This window comes from Clostridium sp. CTA-7, assembly GCF_054768095.1.
The window spans coordinates 1-23171 of sequence record NZ_BAAAAV010000009.1; the positions used below are offsets into that span (position 1 = coordinate 1).

The following is a 23171-nucleotide window of genomic DNA, read 5'->3' on the forward strand; positions in this document are numbered from 1 at the left end:
GGAAGAGTTGAAAGAGGAATTCTTAAGGTAGGAGACGAAGTAGAAATCGTTGGATTACAAGAAGAAAGCAGAAAAGTAGTAGTAACAGGAATAGAAATGTTCAGAAAGTTACTAGACGAAGCGCAAGCTGGAGACAATGTTGGAGTTCTTTTAAGAGGAGTTCAAAGAACAGACATCGAAAGAGGTCAAGTTTTAGCGAAGGCTGGAACAGTTAAGCCACACAAAAAGTTCGTAGGTCAAGTTTACGTACTTAAAAAAGAAGAAGGTGGAAGACATACTCCATTCTTCGATGGATACAGACCACAATTCTATTTCAGAACAACAGACGTTACTGGTTCAATTAAGTTACCAGATGGAATGGAAATGGTTATGCCAGGAGACCACATCGATATGAACGTTGAATTAATCAATCAAATAGCTATGGATGAAGGATTAAGATTCGCTATCAGAGAAGGTGGAAGAACTGTAGGTTCAGGAGTTGTTACTAGCATAATAGAGTAATATGTATTATTAGTATATAGTTTAGGGCTGGGTGGGATTACCTAGTCCTTTACAAAGGCTTATATATTGACATAATGCATGTTTTGTGATAATGTGTTTAGGTAATTAACGAAATTAAATTAACATAAAGTAATAAGGTTTTATATTATTTACGGTAAACTGGAGGTGCAGACTGTGAGAGTAAAGATAACTTTAGCATGCACAGAGTGTAAGCAAAGAAACTACAATTCAATGAAGAACAAGAAAAATAACCCAGACAGATTAGAAATGCATAAATACTGCAAGTTCTGTAAAAAACATACACTTCATAAAGAAACTAAATAGTTAGCTGATATAGTGATGACATATACTCACAAAAATTAAGGATGTGAAGTAATGGCTGTTAAGGAAAATGTAAATTTAACTAAAAATTCACCTGATAAAGGTGGCGTATTTAAATTTTTTAGAGAGGTTAAGGCAGAAGTTAAAAGAATAACTTGGCCTTCTAAAAATGATACTAAAAAAGCGTTAATTGCAGTTGGCGTAGTCGTACTAATATATATAGTATTAGTAGGCGGGTTAGATTATATTTTTCAAAACCTCTTTAAATTCATTTTAAAACTAAAGTAAGGAGGTTTAGGTGGTTAACCACCTATAAGGAAATATGAGCGAAAAAGCAAGATGGTATGTTGTACACACATACTCAGGCTACGAAAACAAAGTTAAAGCAAATCTTGAAAAAACCATTGAAAATAGAAATCTTCAAAGCTTACTTCAAGACATTCAAGTGCCTATGGAAGAAGTAATAGAAGAGAAAGATGGGAAACAAAAGATTTCTCTTAAAAAGAAGTTTCCTGGATATGTGTTAGTAAAAATGCTAATGACTGATGAGTCATGGTATGTGGTTAGAAACACTAGAGGCGTAACTGGGTTTGTTGGCCCAGCTTCTAAACCAGTTCCTCTTACCGATGAAGAAGTTGAGTCTATGGGAGTTCAAGAAACTCCGGTAGAAATAGATTTGGAGGTAGGGGAAAGTGTAAGAGTTATCTCTGGACCATTAAAAGAATTTGTTGCTATAATCCAAGAGATAAATCTAGAAAAACGCAAAATAAAAGCGTTAATTGATATGTTTGGCAGAGAAACTTTAGCTGAACTAGAATTTACACAAGTTGAAAAATTAGTTTAATATAAGCTAATGTTTTAATAAAGTGGGAGGACTAAGGTCCGTATTACCACAGTATAGGAGGAATAATACATGGCTAAGAAAGTAACAGGAATGATTAAACTTCAACTTCCTGCAGGTAAGGCGACACCAGCACCACCAGTAGGACCAGCATTAGGTCAACACGGTGTTAACATCATGGGATTCTGTAAGGAGTTCAACGCAAAAACTGCTAACCAAGCTGGATTAATAATACCAGTTGTTATAACAGTTTACCAAGATAGATCTTTTAGTTTTATACTAAAAACTCCACCAGCAGCAGTTCTTATAAAGAAGGAATTAGGAATCGAAAGTGGTTCAGGAGTTCCAAACAGAACTAAAGTTGGAAAACTAACTAAGGATCAAGTTAGAAAAATTGCTGAGTTAAAGATGCCTGACTTAAATGCAGCTACAATCGAAACTGCTATGAGCATGATCGAAGGTACTGCAAGAAGTATGGGAGTAACTATTGAAGAGTAATTCGTAAAAAAGTGGGAGGTAAAAACCGCTAATACCACAAAGGAGGCAAATTATGGGAAAGAATTATATTGAAAGCGCAAAATTAATAGATAAGAGTGCATTATACACTCCATCTGAAGCTTTAGATTTAGCAGTAAAAACTGCTAAGGCAAAATTTGATGAAACTATAGAACTACATGTTAGATTAGGGGTTGACCCAAGACATGCAGATCAACAAGTTAGAGGAGCTGTTGTTCTTCCAAATGGAACAGGTAGAACTGTAAGAGTTTTAGTGTTTGCAAAGGGAGAAAAAGCTAAAGAAGCTCAAGAAGCTGGTGCAGATTTCGTAGGAGCGGAAGAATTAGTTCAAAAGATCCAAAGCGAAAACTGGTTTGACTACGATGTAGTAGTTGCTACACCAGATATGATGGGTGTTGTTGGTAGAATCGGTAGAGTTTTAGGACCTAAAGGATTAATGCCAAACCCAAAATCAGGAACAGTTACATTTGATGTTGCTAAGGCAATTGCTGAAATAAAAGCTGGTAAAGTTGAATATAGAGTAGATAAAACTGCTATAGTTCACTGCCCAATTGGAAAGAAATCATTTGGTGTAGAAAAATTACAAGAAAACTTCCGTGCTTTAATGGATGCTTTAATAAAAGCTAAACCAGCAGCTGCTAAGGGACAATACGTTAAATCAGTATCTGTTTCAAGCACTATGGGTCCTGGAGCAAAGGTTAACCCAACAAAAGTTTTAGATTAGTATTGACAGACGGATAGTTGTGTAATATAATTTTATCTGTTGTTAAAGAGAATACTGATTCCAAAGACAGTAGGTGCCGAAAGGTTTAAAATAATTGCCTACCGAGGAATACCAAGGTAAGTAATTATTTGGTCTTCCTATGTCTATGGGAAGGCCTTTCTTAATATAAATTTGCAGTTAAAAACTGTGAGGAGGTGGACACACAGTAATGAACAAGAATAGACAAATTAAAGAAGCTAAAGTTGCTGAGATTAAAGAAAAATTAGAAAAAGCTCAAGCGATCGTTTTAGCAGACTATCAAGGTTTAACAGTTGAAGAAGATACAGCCTTAAGAAAATCTTTAAGAGAAGCTGGTGTTGAATATAAGGTTTATAAGAACAACCTAGTAACATTAGCAGCTAAAGAATTAGGAATAGAAGGTCTTGATGAATATTTAGAAGGACCAGTTTCTATAGCGTTCGGATACGAAGATGCTACTGCTCCAGCAAGAGTATTACATACATTTGCTAAGGATCATAAGAAAATAGAATTAAAGGCTGGTATGGTAGAAGGAACTTTATACAATAAAGAAGAAGTTGAAAAACTTGCTACAATACCATCAAAAGAAGTTCTTATCGCAAAACTTCTTGGAAGCTTCAAAGCTCCATTATCAAACGTTGCATATTTATTAAATGCAATTAAAGAAAAAAAAGAATCAGAGTCAGCTGAATAATAACTGATAAAAATTTGGAGGTGCAATTAAAATGACAAGAGAAGATATAATTCAAGCTATAAAAGAAATGACTGTTTTAGAATTAAACGAGCTAGTTACAGCTTGTGAAGAAGAATTTGGTGTAAGTGCGGCTGCTCCAGTAGCTGCTGCAGGAGCTGTTGCAGGTGCTGCAGCTGCAGAAGAAAAGACTGAATTCGACGTAGTATTAGCTAGCGCTGGATCACAAAAGATCAAAGTTATCAAAGTTGTTAGAGAATTAACTGGATTAGGATTAAAAGAAGCTAAGGAAATAGTTGATGGAGCTCCTAAGACATTAAAAGAAGCTGTATCAAAAGAAGAAGCTGAAGACATGAAAGCTAAATTAGCTGAAGTTGGAGCTGAAGTAGAAGTTAAGTAATTAACTTTTAAATTGAAAAGGTGCTGTTAAAGGCACCTTTTTAATTGCCTAAATAAAACTATATAAAATATCAAAATCCTGGGATACTTTATATAGTTTTATATAAAAATTACTTGAAATGTAATTTATTATAGATTAACATAAGTTATACAATAAATTAATTGACATTAAAAGAATAGTATGATAGTATCATTAAATGTACTATTCAATATGGATAGCTATATATTCATATGAAAAAAATGTATAATCGAACAGAAGATGGTTATACTAATAAGTGATGCTGTCCGAAAGCATAAGTCCTTAGGGAAAGTGTGCTTTTGGTTATTTTAGTTTTATACAAGGGGTGAAAATTCATGGTACATCCTGTCCAAGTCGGAAAAAGAACTAGAATGAGTTTTGGTAAAGTTAAAGATGTAACTGAAATGCCAAATCTTATTGAGGTACAATTAGATTCATATCAGTGGTTTTTAAAGGAAGGACTTCATGAAGTTTTTGATGATATCAATCCTATTACAAACTTTACTGGTAATCTTGTGCTTGAATTCATTGATTACAAGCTTGATATGGATAATATTAAGTATTCAGTGGAAGAGTGTAAGGAGAGAGACTCTACTTATGCTGCGCCATTAAAAGTTTCAGTAAGATTACAAAATAATGAAACTGGAGAAATTAAAGAACAAGAAGTATTTATGGGAGACTTCCCATTAATGACAGAGCAAGGTACTTTCATCATAAATGGTGCTGAAAGAGTTATTGTAAGTCAATTAGTAAGATCACCAGGCGTTTATTACAATTTTAATGTTGATAAAACTGGTAAAAAATTATATTCATCAACAGTAATTCCAAATAGAGGAGCATGGTTAGAATATGAAACAGATTCTAACGATATTATCTATGTAAGAATAGATAAGACAAGAAAGCTTCCTATATCTATATTAGCAAGAGCTATGGGATTTGGAAGTGATCAAGAACTTTTAGACTATTTTGGAGAAGATGAAAGATTTAAAGCTACAATAGAAAAAGATAATACTAAGACTAAAGAGGAAGCTTTATTAGAGATATATAAGAGATTAAGACCTGGTGAACCACCTACAGTAGATAGTGCTATATCTCTTATAGATTCATTATTCTTCGATGCTAAGAGATATGATTTATCAAGAGTTGGTAGATATAAATTTAATAAGAAGTTAGCTTTAAATTTAAGATTAGTTAATCAAGTAGCAGCTACAGACATAGTTAATCCTCAAACAGGAGAAATTATGGTTGAGCAAGGTGAAAAGATTAGTAGATCTCTTGCAGAAGAAATTCAAAATGTTGGTATTAACTCAGTAGACATATTAGTAGAAGATAAAGTGGTTAGAGTAATTGGTAACCATTTTGTAGACATTAAGAAATTTATATCATTTAATATTGATGAGTTAAATGTTAGAGAGCTTGTTCACTACCCAACATTAAAAGAGATATTAGATAATTATGAAGATGAAGATGTTATAAAAGAAGAAATAAAGAAAAACATAAACAGACTTATTCCTAAACATATAATAAGGGATGATATATTTGCAACAATAAGCTACGAGTTGGGTTTACCATATAATGTTGGCTATGTTGATGATATAGACCACTTAGGAAATAGAAGATTAAGATCAGTTGGAGAACTATTACAAAATCAATTTAGAATTGGTTTATCAAGAATGGAAAGAGTAGTTAAAGAAAGAATGACTATTCAAGACCAAGAAGCTATAACACCTCAGATGTTAATTAACATAAGACCTGTTGCAGCTGCTATAAAAGAATTCTTTGGTAGTTCACAATTATCACAGTTCATGGATCAAACAAATCCATTATCAGAATTAACACATAAAAGAAGGTTATCAGCTTTAGGACCTGGAGGTCTTTCAAGAGAAAGAGCAGGTTTTGAAGTTAGAGACGTTCACCACTCCCATTATGGTAGAATGTGTCCTATAGAAACTCCAGAAGGACCAAACATAGGGCTTATTAACTCTTTAGCAACATATGCTAAGGTTAATGAATATGGATTTATAGAAACTCCTTATAGAGTTGTAGATAAGGAAAAAGGTATAATAACTGATGAAATAGAATACTTTACAGCTGATGTAGAGGACCAATATCTTATAGCACAAGCTAAAGAGCCTATTAGTGAGGACAGAAAGTTTGTTGATAAAAGAGTAACGGTTAGATACCTAGATGAAGTATTAGTAGTAAATGCTGAAGAAGTTGATTTAATTGATGTTTCACCAAGACAAATAGTTTCAGTAGCTACTGCTATGATACCATTCCTTGAAAATGACGATGCTTCAAGAGCACTTATGGGATCTAACATGCAACGTCAAGCTGTTCCTTTATTAAAACCTCAGGCGCCAATAGTAGGTACTGGGATAGAATTTAAAGCAGCTGTAGACTCTGGAGTTCTTCCAAAGGCTAAAAATGCAGGGAAAGTAGTTTACGTAAGCTCTAATGAAATAAGAATTAAGAGGGACGTAGACGGTGGTATAGATACTTATAGACTTCTGAAGTTTAAGAGAAGTAACCAAGGTACATGTATAAATCAAAGACCTTTAGTAGATAAGGGTGAAATAGTGTTTAAGAACCAAGTTTTAGCTGATGGTCCATCAACTGATTTAGGCGAAATAGCACTAGGTAAAAACATTAGAATGGGATTCATAACTTGGGAAGGCTATAACTATGAAGATGCCATGCTTATTTCTGAAGAACTAGTTAGAGAAGATGTCTTTACTTCAATTCATATAGAAGAATACGAATGTGAGGCAAGAGATACAAAACTAGGACCAGAAGAAATAACTAGAGATATTCCTAATGTAAGTGAAGATACATTAAAAGATATAGATGATAGAGGAATAATAAGAATTGGAGCTGAGGTTAGATCAGGAGATATTCTTGTAGGTAAAGTAACGCCTAAAGGAGAAACTGAATTAACTGCAGAAGAAAGATTACTAAGAGCTATATTTGGAGAGAAAGCTAGAGAAGTAAGAGATACTTCATTAAGAGTACCTCATGGAGAAGCTGGAATAATAGTAGATGTTAAGGTATTTACTAGAGAAAATGGCGATGAATTAAATCCAGGAGTTAATGAACTAGTTAGATGTTATATAGCTCAAAAGAGAAAGATTTCTGTTGGAGATAAGATGGCTGGACGTCACGGTAATAAGGGGGTTATCTCAAGAGTATTACCAGAAGAAGATATGCCATTCTTACCTGATGGTAGACCATTACAAATATGCTTGAACCCACTTGGGGTTCCATCTCGTATGAACATCGGTCAGGTACTTGAAGTTCACTTAGGATGGGCAGCAAGTCAATTAGGATGGCATATAGCTACTCCTGTATTTGATGGAGCTACTGAAAAAGATATTGAAGAATGCTTAGAAAAAGCGGGATATAATGCAAATGGAAAAACTGTTTTATATGATGGTAGAACAGGAGAAGCATTTGATAACGAAGTAACTGTTGGTATAATGTATATCTTAAAGCTAGCTCACTTAGTTGATGATAAGATTCACGCAAGATCAACAGGACCATATTCATTAGTAACTCAACAACCACTTGGTGGTAAGGCACAATTCGGTGGTCAAAGATTTGGAGAAATGGAAGTTTGGGCGTTAGAAGCATATGGTGCTGCTCATACACTACAAGAAATATTAACTGTTAAATCAGATGATGTAGTAGGTAGAGTTAAAACATATGAAGCTATCGTTAAGGGAGAAAACATACCTGAGCCAGGAGTTCCAGAATCATTTAAAGTTCTAATTAAAGAACTTCAAGCTTTATGCTTAGACGTTAAAGTATTAAATGATGAGAATCAAGAAGTTAGACTTAAAGAATTCGCTGAAGAAGATATGGAAGATTTAGAAGTTAATATTGAGGGTACAGAAGATGTTGTATCTGATGATATAAATGTAGATGATAGTTATACAATATCAGAGGAAGAAGTTGAGGAAGATGTTGAGTTTGATAACTTTGCATTAGATGGATTCCAAGAAGAAGATCTAGAACTTGATGATTTTGTAAATGATGAACACTAAATTTGAAGGGAGGATATACCCTTGTTTGAATTCAATAATTTTGATGCTATACAAATAGGTTTAGCTTCACCTGATCAAATAAGAGAATGGTCAAGAGGAGAAGTCAAAAAGCCTGAAACTATAAACTATAGAACTTTAAAACCAGAAAGAGATGGTTTATTCTGTGAAAGAATATTTGGACCTATTAAAGACTGGGAATGTCATTGTGGTAAATATAAGAGAGTTAGATATAAGGGAATAGTTTGTGACAGATGTGGAGTTGAAGTTACTAAAGCTAAAGTAAGAAGAGAAAGAATGGGGCATATTGAACTGGCTGCCCCAGTTTCTCACATTTGGTACTTTAAAGGGATTCCATCAAGAATGGGATTACTTTTAGATATGTCACCAAGAGCTTTAGAGAAAATATTATACTTTGCATCATATGTTGTAATAGATCCTAAGGAAACACCATTATTAAAGAAACAACTTTTAAATGAAAAAGAATATAGAGAAGCTGTTGATAAGTATGGTGAAGAAAGCTTTGTAGCTGGAATGGGTGCTGAAGCAGTTCAAGAGTTACTTAGAGAAATTGACTTAGAAGGCCAATCAAGAGACCTTAAAGAAGAACTAAAAACAAGCACTGGTCAAAAGAAAGTTAGAATCATAAGAAGATTAGAAGTAGTTGAATCTTTTAGAAAATCAGGAAACGACCCAAGATGGATGGTTATTAATGTAATACCTGTAATTCCACCAGATTTAAGACCAATGGTTCAATTAGATGGAGGAAGATTCGCAACTTCAGACTTAAATGATCTATACAGAAGAGTTATAAATAGAAATAATAGATTAAAGAAGCTTTTAGATTTAGGAGCACCAGATATAATTGTTAGAAACGAAAAGAGAATGCTTCAAGAAGCTGTAGATGCGCTTATAGATAATGGTAGAAGAGGAAGACCTGTTACAGGACCAGGAAATAGACCTCTTAAATCTTTATCAGATATGCTTAAAGGTAAACAAGGTAGATTTAGACAAAACCTACTTGGTAAAAGAGTTGACTACTCAGGTAGATCAGTTATAGTTGTAGGCCCAGAGTTAAAAATGTACCAATGTGGACTTCCAAAAGAAATGGCTTTAGAATTATTCAAACCATTTGTTATGAAGAAGTTAGTAGAAGATGGGGTAGCACATAATATAAAGAGTGCTAAGAGAATGGTTGAAAGAGTAAATAATCAAGTATGGGATGTACTTGAAGAAGTTATTACAGATCATCCAGTTTTATTAAACCGTGCACCTACACTACATAGGCTTGGAATTCAAGCATTCCAACCGATTTTAGTAGAAGGTAGAGCAATAAAGCTACATCCACTTGTATGTACGGCTTATAATGCTGACTTTGATGGAGACCAAATGGCTGTTCACGTTCCACTATCAGTTGAAGCACAAGCAGAAGCAAGATTCTTAATGCTTGCAGCAGGAAATATTATGAAACCTTCTGATGGTAAACCAGTTTGTGTACCTACACAAGATATGGTTTTAGGATCATATTATTTAACTATGGATAAAAGTGATGCTAAGGGAGAAGGTAAGATATTTGCTTCTAAGGATGAAGCTATAATGGCTTACCAAGTTGGTGAAATAGCAATTCATGCATTAATTAATGTAAGAATGTTTAAAGAAGTAAATGGAGAAAAGAAATCAGGAATAATAAAGACAACAGTTGGAAAGATAATATTCAATGAATCAATACCTCAAAATTTAGGCTTTGTAGATAGAACTAAGGAAGAGGAAGAGTTCAACTTAGAAGTAGATTTCTTAATAACTAAAAAGTCTTTAGGAACAATTATAGATAAATGTTACACTGTACATGGTCCAACTAATACATCAATAATGCTTGATAAAATTAAAGCATTAGGATATCATTATTCATCTATTGGAGCTGTAACAGTAGCAGCTTCTGATATGATAGTGCCTGAAGCTAAGTACACACTATTAAAAGAAGCGGATGAAACTGTTGATAAAATAGAAAAGATGTATAAAAGAGGATTCATATCAGAAGATGAAAGATATGAAAGAGTTATAGAAAAATGGACTAAGACAACAGAGGATGTTGCCGATGCATTAATGGAAAGTTTGGATAAGTTTAATCCAATATTCATGATGGCAGACTCTGGAGCCAGAGGATCTAAGTCTCAAATTAAGCAATTAGCTGGTATGAGAGGTCTTATGGCGAGTCCAACAGGTAAGATTATAGAGTTACCTATTAGAGCATCCTTTAGAGAAGGACTTGAAGTTCTAGAATACTTTATATCTACTCATGGAGCTAGAAAAGGTAATGCAGATACAGCTCTTAAAACTGCTGACTCTGGTTACTTAACAAGAAGACTTGTTGATGTATCACAAGATGTTATTGTAAGAGAGATAGATTGTGGAACAACAGAAGGTATATATGTTTCTGAAATAAAAGAAGGAAACGAAGCAATCGAAGGATTAGCAGAAAGACTATACGGAAGATATACAGCAGAACCAATAATTAATCCAACAACAGGAGAAGTTATGGTTGAAGCTGATCAATATATGGAACTAGATGTTGCAGAAAAAGTTGCAGCAGCAGGAGTTAAGAAAGTTAAAATTAGATCTGTATTTACATGTAAGTGTAAAGTTGGTGTGTGTTCTAAATGTTATGGTATGAATATGGCCACTGCACAAAAAATAAATATAGGTGAAGCTGTTGGTATTATAGCAGCTCAATCAATCGGAGAACCAGGAACTCAGCTTACAATGAGAACCTTCCATACAGGGGGAGTTGTTGGAGCCGATATAACACAAGGTCTTCCTAGAGTTGAAGAATTATTTGAAGCTAGAAAACCTAAAGGTTTAGCTATAGTAAGTGAAATTACAGGTACAGTAAAAATTGAAGAAACTAAGAAAAAGAGAACTGTATTTGTTACTTCAAATGATGGTGAAGAACGTAGTTATGAAATACCATTTGGTTCAAGATTAAAAGTATCAGACGATGACTTTATAGAAGCTGGTGATGAAATTACTGAAGGTTCAGTAAATCCACATGATATAGCAGCAATTAAAGGCATAGATGGAGCTAGAAAATATCTACTATCTGAAGTTCAAAAAGTTTATAGACTTCAAGGTGTTGATATTAATGATAAACATTTAGAAGTTGTTGTTAGACAAATGACTAGAAAAATAAAAGTTTCGGATTCAGGAGATACTGAGCTATTACCAGGAACTATGATAGATATGTTTGACTTCGAAGAAGAAAATGCAAGAGTAAGAGAATTTGGCGGAGAAGAAGCTAAAGGGGATCAAGCATTACTTGGTATAACTAAGGCTGCTTTAGCAACAGATAGTTTCTTATCAGCTGCATCATTCCAAGAAACTACAAGAGTTCTTACAGAAGCTGCTATTAAAGGAAAGATAGATCCTTTAGTGGGGTTGAAAGAAAATGTTATTATTGGTAAGTTAATACCAGCAGGTACTGGGATGATGAGATATAGAGATGTAAAACTAGATGTTGACGATGTTTTAGTAGAAGATGAAGCATTAGAATCAATAGAATAATACATTGCAATTTTATTGACATGTGTATGCTTAAATGATAAAATACGAGATGTGTGATTTTAAAAGCTACACTACAGTATAATTGTCTACATGAATTCATGGAGGCAAAGTCATGAACTTAGCCTCTATGAACTTTTATATAGGGAGTGATTTCATGATAGATAGAATTGTAGGTAATAAAGTAATTGGAATAAAACAATGTACTAAATCTATACTAAATGGAAGAGGTACTATTTTATATGTAGCTAAAGATGCAGACTGTAATTTAACTAATTCGTTAATAGAATTAGCGAATGAAAAAAAAGTTAAAATTATTATTATTAATACTATGAAAGAATTAGGAAAAATGTGTGGTATAGATGTTAAAGCATCTTCAGTACTTATATTAGACTAATTCATTAAGAAGCTTTTATCTTAAATATTAGATATATAGATAAAAATTTTCAGGAGGTGAAAAAATGCCAACTATTAGCCAATTAGTAAGAAAAGGCAGAAAAACTATTATCAACAAGTCAGCGTCACCAGCACTTAACGAGTGTCCACAAAGAAGAGGAGTTTGTACAGTTGTTAAAACAACTACTCCAAAGAAGCCTAACTCAGCTTTAAGAAAAGTAGCGAGAGTAAGACTTACAAATGGATTCGAAGTAACTGCATACATTGGTGGTGTAGGACACAACTTACAAGAGCACAGTGTTGTTCTTATAAGAGGTGGTAGAGTAAAGGACCTTCCTGGTGTTAGATACCATATCGTAAGAGGAGCACTTGACTGTGCTGGAGTAGCTAACAGAATGCAAGGAAGATCAAAATACGGTGCTAAAAAGCCGAAGGCAAAAAAGTAGTTTAAACTAAACTACAGTAGTGCTTGTCTTCAGCATTTACATAGATTTATAAATTAAGTTTATATAGATGAAAAGGCGAAGCACTTTACGGCAATGTTTAATTGCAGAGTACCAATGAACTTAAATTTACAATGTTAAGGAGGGAAGAAAAGTGCCAAGAAAAGGACATATCGCAAAAAGAGATGTATTACCAGATCCAATATACAACTCAAAAGTTGTTACAAAGTTAATAAACAATGTAATGGAAGATGGTAAAAGAGGAGTAGCACAAAAAATATGCTACGACGCGTTTGAAATAATGGCGCAAAAAACAGGAAAAGATGCTTTAGAAGTTTTTGAAGAAGCTATGAACAATGTAATGCCTTTATTAGAGGTTAAAGCTAGAAGAATAGGTGGTGCTAACTACCAAGTTCCTATCGAAGTTAGACCAGAAAGAAGACAGACATTAGGATTAAGATGGCTTTTAGATGCTTCAAGAAAAAGAGGCGAAAAAGTAATGGCTCAAAGATTAGCTGGAGAATTAATGGATGCAGCTAATAACACTGGAGCAGCTGTTAAGAAAAGAGAAGATACTCACAAGATGGCTGAAGCAAACAAAGCATTTGCTCATTACAGATACTAATATACAAACTGTTTTGGCTTTTGCCAAAACAGTTTTGTCGAATTTAAAATTACTCGTTGAGAGGAGGACATACAAATGGCTAGAAAATATTCGTTAGATAAATTCCGTAACTTTGGAATAATGGCTCATATAGATGCTGGTAAAACTACAACTACTGAGCGTATATTATTCTATACAGGAAGAAGCCACAAAATTGGAGAAGTTCATGAAGGGGCAGCTACAATGGACTGGATGGTTCAAGAACAAGAAAGAGGTATAACAATTACTTCTGCTGCAACAACATGCGAATGGCAAGGACATGAACTAAATATTATAGATACTCCAGGTCACGTAGATTTCACAGTTGAAGTTGAAAGATCATTAAGAGTACTTGATGGAGCTGTTACAGTTCTAGATGCAAAGAGTGGGGTTGAACCACAAACTGAAACTGTATGGAGACAGGCAGACAAATACGGTGTTCCAAGAATGATATATGTTAATAAGATGGATGCTACAGGTGCAGACTTCTTCAGATGTATAAACACTGTAAGAGATAGATTAAAAGCTAATGCAGTTCCAATTCAAATTCCTGTTGGATCAGAAGACCAATTTAAGGGAATGATAGACTTAATAACTAATAAAGCTATTATGTTCTATGATGATTTAGGAAAAGACGTTAGAATTGAAGAAATACCAGCTGATTTAGCTGATCAAGCTGAAGAATACAGAATGGCTTTATTAGAAGCTATAGCTGAAAATAACGAAGATTTAATGGAAAAATATCTTGAAGGTGAAGAGTTAACTGAAGAAGAGTTAATGATTGGATTAAGAAAAGCTACTATAGCTAATGAAATAGTTCCATGTATATGTGGTTCATCTTATAAAAATAAAGGTGTTCAGCAAATGATTAATGGAGTTGTTGCTTTCTTACCATCACCGTTAGATATTCCAGCTATTAAAGGAACTACTTTAGAAGGTGAAGAAGATTCAAGAGAAGCTTCTGATGAAGCTCCAATGGCAGCTTTAGCATTCAAAATAGCAACTGACCCATTCGTTGGAAAACTTGCATTTACAAGAATTTATTCAGGTATTATGGAAAGTGGAACATATGTTCTAAACTCAACAAAGGGTAAAAAAGAAAGAATAGGAAGACTTGTTAAGATGCATGCTAATTCAAGAGAAGAAGTAGAAGCATTAGAAGCAGGTGAATTAGGAGCAATTATTGGATTAAAAAATACTACAACAGGAGATACTCTTTGTTTAGAAAGTAATCCAATAGTATTAGAATCAATGGAATTCCCAGAACCAGTTATATCTGTAGCTATAGAGCCAAAGACAAAAGCTGGTCAAGAAAAGATGGGCTTAGCATTAGCTAAACTTGCTGAAGAAGATCCTACTTTCAAAACTCATACTGATCAAGAAACTGGTCAAACAATTATTGCTGGTATGGGAGAACTTCACTTAGAAATCATTGTTGATAGATTAACAAGAGAATTCAAAGTTGAGTGTAATGTTGGAGCTCCTCAAGTTGCTTACAAAGAAACAATTAGAACAGCTGTTAAAGCTGAAGCTAAGTATGCTAAGCAATCAGGTGGTAAAGGACAATACGGTCACTGTGTTATTGAAATGGAACCTACTGAAGGAGAATACACATTTGAAAATGCTGTAGTTGGAGGGGCTATTCCAAGAGAATATATTCCAGCTATAGATAATGGTATTAAAGAAGCAGCTAAGAATGGTATTATAGCTGGTTATGAAACTATTAACTTCAAAGTTAAAGTTGTTCATGGTTCATATCACGAAGTTGACTCATCAGAAATGGCATTTAAGATTGCTGGTTCTATGGCATTTAAAAACGCTATGGCTAAAGCAGATCCAGTATTACTTGAGCCAATGGAAAAGGTTGAAGTTACAGTTCCAGAAGAATACATGGGAGATGTAATGGGTGACCTTAACTCAAGAAGAGGAAGAATCGAAGGTATGGAAGCTATAAATGGAGCTCAAATAATAAGAGCATTCGTTCCACTTTCAGAAATGTTTGGATATGCAACTACTTTAAGATCAAGAACTCAAGGTAGAGGTACTTACTCAATGGTATTCGATCACTTCGAAGAAGTTCCAAAGAGTGTTCAAGAAAAAATTAAGAGTGAAAGAAATTAATTCACTTTAGTAATAAATTTAGGTAATGTTGCTCATAATTAAAGTGTGAGCAACGTTACATAATATAAATTTTAGTATTATCAAATAATATGATGAAAATTTATATAACTCTAGAAAATTAGAACTAAATTAGATATAATAACTAAGAAGGTTCATATAATTAATTTCCATAAAGGAGGATTTTACAATGGCAAAGCAAAAATTCGAAAGAAGTAAACCACACGTAAACATTGGAACAATCGGTCACGTTGACCACGGTAAGACAACTTTAACAGCTGCAATCACAACTGTTTTATCAAAAAGGGGATTTGCAGAAGCATTTGATTATGCTGCAATAGATAAAGCTCCAGAAGAAAAGGAAAGAGGTATTACAATCAATACTTCTCACGTTGAATATGAAACAGAAAACAGACACTATGCTCACGTTGACTGTCCAGGACATGCTGACTATGTTAAGAACATGATTACAGGTGCTGCACAAATGGATGGAGCAATCTTAGTTTGTTCAGCTGCAGATGGTCCAATGCCTCAAACAAGAGAGCACATTCTTCTTGCATCAAGAGTTGGAGTTGACTACATAGTTGTTTTCTTAAATAAAGCAGATATGGTAGACGACGAAGAATTATTAGAATTAGTTGAAATGGAAGTTAGAGAATTATTATCAGAATACAACTTCCCAGGAGACGATATTCCAGTAGTTAAGGGATCAGCTTTAGTAGCATTAGAAAACCCAACAGACGAAAAAGCAATCGCTCCAATACTTGAGTTAATGGATGCTGTAGATAGCTACATCCCAACTCCAGAAAGAGCAACAGATAAGCCATTCTTAATGCCAGTAGAAGATGTATTCACAATCACTGGTAGAGGTACAGTTGCAACAGGAAGAGTTGAAAGAGGAATTCTTAAGGTAGGAGACGAAGTAGAAATCGTTGGATTACAAGAAGAAAGCAGAAAAGTAGTAGTAACAGGAATAGAAATGTTCAGAAAGTTACTAGACGAAGCGCAAGCTGGAGATAACGTTGGAGTTCTTTTAAGAGGAGTTCAAAGAACAGACATCGAAAGAGGTCAAGTTTTAGCAAAAGCTGGATCAGTTAAGCCACACCAAAAGTTCGTAGGTCAAGTTTACGTACTTAAAAAAGAAGAAGGTGGAAGACATACTCCATTCTTCGATGGATACAGACCACAATTTTATTTCAGAACAACAGATGTTACTGGTTCAATTAAGTTACCAGATGGAATGGAAATGGTTATGCCAGGAGACCACATCGATATGAACGTTGAATTAATCACTCAAGTAGCTATGGATGAAGGATTAAGATTCGCTATTAGAGAAGGTGGAAGAACTGTAGGTTCAGGAGTTGTTACTAGCATAATAGAGTAATAATTTCTTATAAAATAGATTTGAATGTAAATTTAAATATTAAGTGTGATCACGTTTAGAGAGTAAGGGGACGCCCTTGCTCTCTTTTTTTTATAATAATATAGAAAAGAGTTAATAGATAGAATATGCATAATAAATAAATGCTAGTGCATATATACTTTTATAATATGTAGATAGTATAATAAAAGAAATTTATAAAAATATGTTCTTTTTATTGTAAAGGATTAATATATGTTGAATAGTCAATAATATTAATATAAATTTTAATTTATAAAGATCTGTAAAATAATACTATAAAAAATATATTGATAAATATCGAAAACACATATAAAATATATTTGCAAAATAAAATATGTTTTGAAGGTATAACAAAGCATACTTTAAAAATTATCAAAAAAGGCTAAAAAACTCTTGAAAATGCTATGTAAAGATAGTATAATAAAGAAGTTGTATAGCAAACAGCGATGAATCAAGAGGTTGCCGGACTTCCGGGTTAATTCTTGATGAGTATGTTAGGATCTAGAATCCAACGACAGGGGTTTTATAAAAGTGTGTTTTCAAATATGAAACACCAGGAACAGTTTATAGAACATCCGCTGTTGTGCGTTAGAAGTAAAGCGTACATGAAAAGGAGGGAAACCAAGATGTCAAAACAAAAAATAAGAATCAGATTAAAGGCTTTTGATCACACAATATTAGATCAATCAGCTGAAAAAATTGTTGAAACAGCTAAATCAACAGGAGCTAAGGTTGCAGGTCCAGTACCACTACCAACTGAAAAAGATATTGTTACTGTATTAAGAGCTGTTCATAAATACAAAGATTCTAGAGAACAATTCGAAATCAGAACACACAAGAGATTAATCGATATCGTTAATCCATCACCAAAAACAGTTGATGCATTAATGAGATTAAACTTACCAGCTGGTGTTGATATCGAAATCAAGCTATAGTTGATACTTATTAAATAAACAGTTTGAACGGTTATGATTGCTAAGCAGTCCGCTAATACGTTTAGGAGGTGTAAATACATGAAAAAAGCTATATTAGGAAAAAAAATAGGTATGACTCAAATTTTCGATGAAAATGGAAAAGTTGTTCCTGTAACAGTAGTAGAAGCTGGTCCATGTGTTGTTGTTCAAAAGAAAACTATCGAGAAAGATGGTTATGAAGCAATACAAGTAGGCTTTGGAGATGTTAGAGAAAAATTAGTTAACAAACCAAAGAAGGGACATTTTGCTAAAGCAGGTGTTTCTTTAAGAAGAAAGCTAAAAGAATTCAGATTAGAAGATTGTTCAGCTTATGAAGTTGGTCAAGAAATCAAAGCTGATTTATTCGTAGCTGGAGATAAAATTGATGTATCTGGAGTTTCTAAAGGAAAGGGATTCCAAGGGGTTATCAAAAGATGGAATGCTAGCAGAGGACCAATGAGTCACGGTTCTAAATTCCACAGAGCAGTAGGTTCAATGGGGGCTTCATCAGATCCATCAAGAACTTTCAAGAACAAGAACATGCCAGGACATATGGGAGCTGTTAACACAACAGTATTAAACTTAGAAGTAGTTAAGGTTATAGCTGAAAAGAACTTAATACTAATCAAGGGTGGTATCCCAGGACCTAATAAAGGTACAGTAGTAATAAGAAACGCAGTTAAAGCTTAATTTCTGTAGAAAGGAGGAAACAGGATGCCTACAGTAGGATTATTTAATCAAGAAGGAAAACAAGTTGGAGATATCCAATTAAATGATAATGTGTTCGGAGTTGAAGTTAACACTGATGCTATGCATCAAGTTGTAGTTGCTTTATTAGCAAACAAGAGACAAGGAACTCAATCAGCTAAGACAAGAGCTGAGGTTAGAGGAGGCGGAATTAAGCCTTGGAGACAAAAAGGAACTGGTAGAGCAAGACAAGGTTCTATTAGAGCGCCACAATGGATCAAAGGTGGAGTTGTATTCGCACCAAAACCAAGAGATTATAGAATGTCAGTGCCAAAGAGCATGAGAAGAGTAGCTATGAAGTCTGCATTAACTAGCAAAGTTCAAGACGGACAAATGGTAGTGCTTGAAACATTAGCATTTGAAGCTCCAAAAACTAAGAAAATGGTTGAAGTTTTAAAAGCATTTGAAGCTAAGAAAACTTTAATAATAACTGGAGAAGCTAATGAAGTTCTTTACAAGTCAGCTAGAAATATTGCTGATATTGAAATAATGCCAGTTAACAACATCAATGTTTATGATTTATTAAAATTTGAGAAATTAATCATAACTAAGGATGCTGTATCAAAAATTGAGGAGGTGTACGCATAATGACAAGCTATGATATTATAAGAAAGCCTGTTATCACTGAAAAGACTATGACTGCTATGGCAGACAAAAAGTACACTTTCATAGTTCAAATTAATGCAAACAAAGTTCAAATTAAGAGAGCTGTAGAAGAAATATTCGGCGTTAAAGTTGAAAAAGTTCAAACAGTAAGAACTATGGGAAAAACAAAGAGAATGGGCGTACATGTAGGAAAGAGAGCAGACTTCAAAAAAGCTATCATTACTTTAGCAGGAGATAGCAAGAACATAGAATTCTTTGAAGGAATGCAATAACGCAAATAAAGCGTATTATTGGTATGAAAATACCAGAGAAGCTTAAAGTAAGGAGGGAATTTACATGGCAGTTAAAAAGTTTAGACCAACTACCCCATCAAGAAGAGAAATGACAATGGCTACTTTTGAAGAAATAACAACAAGTACACCAGAAAAATCACTTCTTGTATCATTAAACAAAAGTGGTGGTAGAAATGCTCAAGGTAAAATAACTGTTAGACACCACGGTGGTGGAGCTAAGAGAAAATATAGAATAATAGATTTCAAGAGAAATAAGGATGGTGTTCCAGCAAAGGTTGCTACAATAGAATACGATCCAAACAGAACAGCATACATTGCATTAGTAGTATATGCTGATGGTGAAAAGAGATATATAATAGCTCCAGTAGGATTAAAAGTTGGAGATGTTATAGTTTCAGGTCCAGATTCTGATATTAAAGCAGGAAATGCTCTTCCATTAAAGAATATACCAGTAGGTACTTTCGTTCACAACGTTGAGTTACAAGTTGGTAAGGGAGCTCAAATGGTAAGATCAGCTGGAACTACAGCTCAATTAATGGCTAAAGAAGGTAACTATGCAACATTAAGATTACCTTCAGGAGAAATGAGATATGTAAGAATCGAATGTAGAGCTACAATCGGTACTGTATCAAATACTACTAACGATATAATCAATATCGGTAAAGCAGGTAGAAAGAGACACATGGGATGGAGACCTACAGTTAGAGGTTCTGTAATGAATCCTTGCGATCACCCTCATGGTGGTGGTGAAGGTAGATCACCAATCGGTAGACCGAGTCCAGTTACTCCATGGGGTAAACCAGCACTTGGATACAAGACAAGAAAGAATAAGAAGTATTCTGACAGATTCATAATAAAGAGAAGAAACGATAAGTAGTATGAAGAGAATCTAAATTTCTCTTCATGGCTTGTCAGCCTATAGATTATGAAGGGAGGCAAATTATAGTGAGTAGATCAACAAAAAAAGGGCCTTTTGTACATGAAGGACTTTTAAAGAAAATTGAAGAAATGAATGTTAGTGGAGATAAGAAGGTTGTTAAAACTTGGTCAAGAAGTTCAACTATCTTCCCACAAATGATTGGTCATACAATTGCTGTTCACGATGGAAGAAAGCATGTTCCAGTTTTCGTTAGCGAAGACATGGTAGGACACAAGCTTGGTGAGTTCGCTTTAACAAGAACTTACAGAGGACACGATTATGACGAAAAAGCAGCAAGAAAAAGAAAGTAATCCCGGAAAGGAGGAACATAAATGGAAGCTAGAGCTATAGCTAAATATGTTAGAATGTCTCCAACAAAAGTAGGAGTAGTTCTTGATTTAATAAGAGGAAAAAATATTCAAGAGGCTTTCGCTATTTTACAATATACTCCGAAAGATGCAGCTGTTGCTATAAACAAAGTTTTAAAATCAGCTGTTGCTAATGCAGAAAATAATCATGAAATGGACGTAGAAAGATTATATGTAGCAGAAGCATTCGTTGGTGCAGGTCCAACACTAAAGAGATTTAGACCGATGGATCACGGAAAAGCATTTAGAATTAACAAAAGAACAAGTAATATAACACTTGTAGTTAAAGAAAGAGCTTAGAAAGAAGGAGGGAAATCAAGTGGGTCAAAAAGTACATCCTCACGGACTTAGAGTAGGAGTTATCAAAGATTGGGATGCTAAATGGTATGCTTCAAAGAAGAATTTTGCAGACAATCTAATAGAAGATAACAAAATCAGAGAATTCGTAAAGAAAGAACTTTTCTCAGCTGGTATTTCAAAGATCGAAATTGAAAGAGCTACTAAAAGAGTTAAGTTAAATATATATACTGCTAAACCAGGAGTTATAATTGGAAAAGGTGGATCAGGAATAGAAGCATTAAAAGGTAAATTAGCTAACTTAGTTGATAGTAAGAACTTATTAATCAATATAGTAGAAGTTAAAAATGCTGAAGCAAATGCTCAATTGATGGCAGAAAATATAGCTGCACAATTAGAAAAGAGAGTATCATTCAGAAGAGCTATGAAACAAAGCATTCAAAGAGCTATGAGACTTGGAGCTAAAGGTGTTAAGACAGCTTGCTCAGGTAGATTAGGTGGAGCTGAAATAGCTAGAACTGAACAATATCATGAAGGAACAATTCCACTACAAACTTTAAGAGCAGATATAGATTATGGATTTGCTGAAGCTGATACAACTTACGGGAAAATCGGCGTAAAGGTTTGGGTTTATAATGGAGAAGTTCTTCCAACTAAAAAAGTTGAAAAGAAGGAAGAAGTTAACGCGTAAGAAAGGAGGAATTAGTCATGTTAATGCCTAAAAGAGTTAAGCATCGTAAGGTACAACGTGGTAGAATGAAAGGGAAAGCTACTAGAGGTAATTTCCTTGCATACGGAGATTTTGGTATTCAAGCTACAACTTGTGGTTGGATAACTAGTAACCAAATAGAATCTGCCAGAATTGCTATAAACAGATATATCAGAAGAGGTGGAAAACTTTGGATAAAGATTTTCCCAGATAAGCCAGTAACTGAAAAGCCAGCTGAAACAAGAATGGGTTCAGGTAAAGGTTCACCAGAATATTGGGTAGCAGTAGTTAAACCTGGTAGAGTTTTATTCGAGCTATCAGGAGTTAATGAAGAAGTTGCAAGAGAAGCTATGAGACTTGCATCACACAAGCTTCCTGTAAAGTGTAAATTCGTTACAAGAAGAGATTTTGAGGAAATGGGTGGTGAAGAATAATGAAGGCTAGAGAATTAAAAGAATTAAGAGCAAATAATCCTCAAGATTTAAAGGTTAAATTAAATGACCTTAAGGCTGAGTTATTCAACTTAAGATTCCAATTAGCTACAGGTCAATTAGAAAATCCTATGAGAATAAAAGAAGTAAAAAAATCTATAGCCCAAATCAAAACCATCATAAGAGAAGAAGAGATCGGGGCTTTCGAGCAGTAAATCTGAAAGGAGGTAACTCTTAATGGAAAGAGGATTAAGAAAGAAAAAAATAGGTAGAGTTGTTTCAGATAAAATGGATAAAACTATCGTTGTTGCTGTTGAAACTAAGGTTAGACACCCATTATATGGTAAAACAGTTAATAGAACAACTAAGTTTAAAGCTCATGATGAAAACAATGAAGCTAGAATAAATGATAGAGTTTTAATTATGGAAACTAGACCATTATCTAAAGATAAGAGATGGAGACTTGTTGAAATAGTTGAAAAAGCTAAATAGGCTTTAAGACTGAAAGGAGGGTAATTCAATGATACAACAACAAACCTTACTAAAGGTAGCAGATAACTCAGGCGCAAAGGAAATAATGTGCATAAGAGTTTTAGGCGGATCAAAAAGAAAGTTCGGTAACATTGGAGATGTAATAGTTGCTAGCGTTAAAAGTGCAACACCAGGCGGAGTTGTTAAAAAAGGAGACGTTGTAAAAGCTGTTATAGTTAGATCAGTTAGAGGATTAAGAAGAGCTGATGGTTCATACATTAAGTTTGATGAAAATTCAGCTGTTATTATAAAGGATGATAAGCAACCAAGAGGAACTCGTATCTTCGGACCAGTTGCTAGGGAGCTAAGAGATAACGAATTTAACAAGATTTTATCATTAGCGCCTGAAGTTCTATAATAGAGGAGGTGTCTCATTTGAAGGTACATGTTAGAAAGAACGACACAGTTGTAGTTGTTTCAGGTAAAGATAAAGGGAAAACTGGTGAAGTTTTAAAGGTATATCCTAAAACAGGTAAAGTTATTGTTCAAGGAGTTAATATAATTAAAAAACACCAAAAGCCAACTAGAGCTAATGCTCAAGGTGGAATAATTGAAAGAGAAGGAGCTATTTATAGCTCAAAAGTTATGTTATACTGCACAAAATGTAAAAATGCTACAAGAATAAGCAGTAAAATCTTAGAAGATGGTACTAAGGTTAGAGTTTGTAAGAAGTGCGGAGAAACATTCTAG

At 34.1% G+C, this 23171-nt stretch carries 28 protein-coding genes and 1 other annotated feature; all 28 genes read left to right on the forward strand.

Annotated features, from left to right (window positions below; translation table 11 throughout):
- The coding region (locus ACYUEX_RS15205) for an EF-Tu C-terminal domain-related protein (protein WP_460288961.1) at positions 1–501 on the forward strand (501 nt) is incomplete at its 5' end.
- Between the two features lie 174 nt (positions 502–675).
- On the forward strand, positions 676–825 hold the full coding sequence (gene rpmG / locus ACYUEX_RS15210; RefSeq protein WP_008681213.1) for a 50S ribosomal protein L33: 150 nt from the start codon (positions 676–678) through the stop codon (positions 823–825).
- A gap of 51 nt (positions 826–876) precedes the next feature.
- A complete protein-coding gene (secE, locus tag ACYUEX_RS15215) occupies positions 877–1110 on the forward strand; it encodes a preprotein translocase subunit SecE (RefSeq protein ID WP_322458501.1) in 234 nt (77 codons plus the stop codon).
- Between the two features lie 34 nt (positions 1111–1144).
- Positions 1145–1666, forward strand: coding sequence for a transcription termination/antitermination protein NusG (gene nusG, locus ACYUEX_RS15220; RefSeq protein WP_460288962.1), 522 nt, complete (start codon positions 1145–1147; stop codon positions 1664–1666).
- Positions 1667–1735: 69 nt separating this feature from the next.
- Positions 1736–2161, forward strand: coding sequence for a 50S ribosomal protein L11 (rplK, locus tag ACYUEX_RS15225; RefSeq protein WP_008681208.1), 426 nt, complete (start codon positions 1736–1738; stop codon positions 2159–2161).
- Positions 2162–2213: 52 nt separating this feature from the next.
- Entirely contained in the window at positions 2214–2903 is a 690-nt protein-coding gene (gene rplA / locus ACYUEX_RS15230) for a 50S ribosomal protein L1 (protein WP_411169519.1), read from the forward strand.
- Positions 2904–2945: 42 nt separating this feature from the next.
- Positions 2946–3074, forward strand: a sequence feature (ribosomal protein L10 leader region).
- A 37-nt stretch (positions 3075–3111) separates the two neighbouring features.
- Complete coding sequence (rplJ, locus tag ACYUEX_RS15235; protein WP_411169520.1) at positions 3112–3615, forward strand: 50S ribosomal protein L10; 504 nt, start codon at positions 3112–3114, stop codon at positions 3613–3615.
- 31 nt (positions 3616–3646) lie between these two features.
- Positions 3647–4012, forward strand: a complete 366-nt coding sequence (gene rplL / locus ACYUEX_RS15240; protein ID WP_460288963.1) for a 50S ribosomal protein L7/L12 — start codon at positions 3647–3649, stop codon at positions 4010–4012.
- Positions 4013–4365: 353 nt separating this feature from the next.
- Positions 4366–8073, forward strand: a complete 3708-nt coding sequence (gene rpoB / locus ACYUEX_RS15245; RefSeq protein ID WP_460288964.1) for a DNA-directed RNA polymerase subunit beta — start codon at positions 4366–4368, stop codon at positions 8071–8073.
- Between the two features lie 21 nt (positions 8074–8094).
- A complete protein-coding gene (gene rpoC, locus ACYUEX_RS15250; protein ID WP_460288965.1) occupies positions 8095–11628 on the forward strand; it encodes a DNA-directed RNA polymerase subunit beta' in 3534 nt (1177 codons plus the stop codon).
- A 154-nt stretch (positions 11629–11782) separates the two neighbouring features.
- On the forward strand, positions 11783–12022 hold the full coding sequence (locus tag ACYUEX_RS15255; RefSeq protein ID WP_460289084.1) for a ribosomal L7Ae/L30e/S12e/Gadd45 family protein: 240 nt from the start codon (positions 11783–11785) through the stop codon (positions 12020–12022).
- A gap of 64 nt (positions 12023–12086) precedes the next feature.
- Complete coding sequence (gene rpsL / locus ACYUEX_RS15260; protein WP_322458589.1) at positions 12087–12467, forward strand: 30S ribosomal protein S12; 381 nt, start codon at positions 12087–12089, stop codon at positions 12465–12467.
- Between the two features lie 151 nt (positions 12468–12618).
- Positions 12619–13089: a 30S ribosomal protein S7 gene (rpsG, locus tag ACYUEX_RS15265; protein ID WP_411169524.1), complete on the forward strand. Its 471-nt coding sequence runs from the start codon at positions 12619–12621 to the stop codon at positions 13087–13089.
- Positions 13090–13164: 75 nt separating this feature from the next.
- Positions 13165–15228, forward strand: coding sequence for an elongation factor G (gene fusA, locus ACYUEX_RS15270; protein WP_411169525.1), 2064 nt, complete (start codon positions 13165–13167; stop codon positions 15226–15228).
- A gap of 187 nt (positions 15229–15415) precedes the next feature.
- Positions 15416–16609: an elongation factor Tu gene (tuf, locus tag ACYUEX_RS15275; protein WP_460288966.1), complete on the forward strand. Its 1194-nt coding sequence runs from the start codon at positions 15416–15418 to the stop codon at positions 16607–16609.
- Between the two features lie 644 nt (positions 16610–17253).
- The gene (rpsJ, locus tag ACYUEX_RS15280; protein ID WP_322413296.1) at positions 17254–17562 is read left to right on the forward strand and encodes a 30S ribosomal protein S10; all 309 of its coding nucleotides are present in this window, start codon (positions 17254–17256) and stop codon (positions 17560–17562) included.
- Between the two features lie 78 nt (positions 17563–17640).
- Complete coding sequence (gene rplC, locus ACYUEX_RS15285; RefSeq protein ID WP_460288967.1) at positions 17641–18270, forward strand: 50S ribosomal protein L3; 630 nt, start codon at positions 17641–17643, stop codon at positions 18268–18270.
- 24 nt (positions 18271–18294) lie between these two features.
- Entirely contained in the window at positions 18295–18915 is a 621-nt protein-coding gene (rplD, locus tag ACYUEX_RS15290) for a 50S ribosomal protein L4 (protein ID WP_411169527.1), read from the forward strand.
- Positions 18915–19205 carry a 50S ribosomal protein L23 gene (gene rplW, locus ACYUEX_RS15295; protein WP_411169528.1) on the forward strand — a complete coding sequence of 97 codons (291 nt, stop codon included), beginning with the start codon at positions 18915–18917 and terminating at the stop codon, positions 19203–19205. Before rplD ends, rplW begins: the two co-directional genes overlap by 1 nt.
- Before the next feature lie 64 nt (positions 19206–19269).
- Positions 19270–20103 carry a 50S ribosomal protein L2 gene (gene rplB / locus ACYUEX_RS15300; RefSeq protein ID WP_411169529.1) on the forward strand — a complete coding sequence of 278 codons (834 nt, stop codon included), beginning with the start codon at positions 19270–19272 and terminating at the stop codon, positions 20101–20103.
- A 68-nt stretch (positions 20104–20171) separates the two neighbouring features.
- A complete protein-coding gene (gene rpsS / locus ACYUEX_RS15305) occupies positions 20172–20456 on the forward strand; it encodes a 30S ribosomal protein S19 (protein ID WP_460288968.1) in 285 nt (94 codons plus the stop codon).
- A 21-nt stretch (positions 20457–20477) separates the two neighbouring features.
- Positions 20478–20813, forward strand: a complete 336-nt coding sequence (gene rplV / locus ACYUEX_RS15310) for a 50S ribosomal protein L22 (RefSeq protein ID WP_016205894.1) — start codon at positions 20478–20480, stop codon at positions 20811–20813.
- Between the two features lie 19 nt (positions 20814–20832).
- Positions 20833–21501 (forward strand): 30S ribosomal protein S3, encoded by a 669-nt coding sequence (gene rpsC, locus ACYUEX_RS15315; RefSeq protein WP_460288969.1) that lies wholly within the window; start codon positions 20833–20835, stop codon positions 21499–21501.
- A 17-nt stretch (positions 21502–21518) separates the two neighbouring features.
- Positions 21519–21953, forward strand: coding sequence for a 50S ribosomal protein L16 (gene rplP, locus ACYUEX_RS15320; protein WP_008681186.1), 435 nt, complete (start codon positions 21519–21521; stop codon positions 21951–21953).
- Positions 21953–22165 carry a 50S ribosomal protein L29 gene (gene rpmC / locus ACYUEX_RS15325; RefSeq protein WP_460288970.1) on the forward strand — a complete coding sequence of 71 codons (213 nt, stop codon included), beginning with the start codon at positions 21953–21955 and terminating at the stop codon, positions 22163–22165. Before rplP ends, rpmC begins: the two co-directional genes overlap by 1 nt.
- A gap of 22 nt (positions 22166–22187) precedes the next feature.
- The gene (gene rpsQ / locus ACYUEX_RS15330; protein WP_460288971.1) at positions 22188–22442 is read left to right on the forward strand and encodes a 30S ribosomal protein S17; all 255 of its coding nucleotides are present in this window, start codon (positions 22188–22190) and stop codon (positions 22440–22442) included.
- A gap of 28 nt (positions 22443–22470) precedes the next feature.
- A complete protein-coding gene (rplN, locus tag ACYUEX_RS15335) occupies positions 22471–22839 on the forward strand; it encodes a 50S ribosomal protein L14 (RefSeq protein WP_411169531.1) in 369 nt (122 codons plus the stop codon).
- A 17-nt stretch (positions 22840–22856) separates the two neighbouring features.
- Positions 22857–23171 (forward strand): 50S ribosomal protein L24, encoded by a 315-nt coding sequence (gene rplX, locus ACYUEX_RS15340; protein ID WP_322458564.1) that lies wholly within the window; start codon positions 22857–22859, stop codon positions 23169–23171.

Coding starts and splice junctions, on each gene's coding strand:
- secE (WP_322458501.1), top strand. CDS start 877: ATGGCTGTTAAGGAAAATGTAAATTTAACTAAAAATTCACCTGATAAA.
- nusG (WP_460288962.1), top strand. CDS start 1,145: ATGAGCGAAAAAGCAAGATGGTATGTTGTACACACATACTCAGGCTAC.
- rplK (WP_008681208.1), top strand. CDS start 1,736: ATGGCTAAGAAAGTAACAGGAATGATTAAACTTCAACTTCCTGCAGGT.
- rplA (WP_411169519.1), top strand. CDS start 2,214: ATGGGAAAGAATTATATTGAAAGCGCAAAATTAATAGATAAGAGTGCA.
- rplJ (WP_411169520.1), top strand. CDS start 3,112: ATGAACAAGAATAGACAAATTAAAGAAGCTAAAGTTGCTGAGATTAAA.
- rplL (WP_460288963.1), top strand. CDS start 3,647: ATGACAAGAGAAGATATAATTCAAGCTATAAAAGAAATGACTGTTTTA.
- rpoB (WP_460288964.1), top strand. CDS start 4,366: ATGGTACATCCTGTCCAAGTCGGAAAAAGAACTAGAATGAGTTTTGGT.
- ACYUEX_RS15255 (WP_460289084.1), top strand. CDS start 11,783: ATGATAGATAGAATTGTAGGTAATAAAGTAATTGGAATAAAACAATGT.
- rpsL (WP_322458589.1), top strand. CDS start 12,087: ATGCCAACTATTAGCCAATTAGTAAGAAAAGGCAGAAAAACTATTATC.
- fusA (WP_411169525.1), top strand. CDS start 13,165: ATGGCTAGAAAATATTCGTTAGATAAATTCCGTAACTTTGGAATAATG.
- tuf (WP_460288966.1), top strand. CDS start 15,416: ATGGCAAAGCAAAAATTCGAAAGAAGTAAACCACACGTAAACATTGGA.
- rpsJ (WP_322413296.1), top strand. CDS start 17,254: ATGTCAAAACAAAAAATAAGAATCAGATTAAAGGCTTTTGATCACACA.
- rplC (WP_460288967.1), top strand. CDS start 17,641: ATGAAAAAAGCTATATTAGGAAAAAAAATAGGTATGACTCAAATTTTC.
- rplD (WP_411169527.1), top strand. CDS start 18,295: ATGCCTACAGTAGGATTATTTAATCAAGAAGGAAAACAAGTTGGAGAT.
- rplW (WP_411169528.1), top strand. CDS start 18,915: ATGACAAGCTATGATATTATAAGAAAGCCTGTTATCACTGAAAAGACT.
- rplB (WP_411169529.1), top strand. CDS start 19,270: ATGGCAGTTAAAAAGTTTAGACCAACTACCCCATCAAGAAGAGAAATG.
- rplV (WP_016205894.1), top strand. CDS start 20,478: ATGGAAGCTAGAGCTATAGCTAAATATGTTAGAATGTCTCCAACAAAA.
- rplP (WP_008681186.1), top strand. CDS start 21,519: ATGTTAATGCCTAAAAGAGTTAAGCATCGTAAGGTACAACGTGGTAGA.
- rpmC (WP_460288970.1), top strand. CDS start 21,953: ATGAAGGCTAGAGAATTAAAAGAATTAAGAGCAAATAATCCTCAAGAT.
- rpsQ (WP_460288971.1), top strand. CDS start 22,188: ATGGAAAGAGGATTAAGAAAGAAAAAAATAGGTAGAGTTGTTTCAGAT.
- rplN (WP_411169531.1), top strand. CDS start 22,471: ATGATACAACAACAAACCTTACTAAAGGTAGCAGATAACTCAGGCGCA.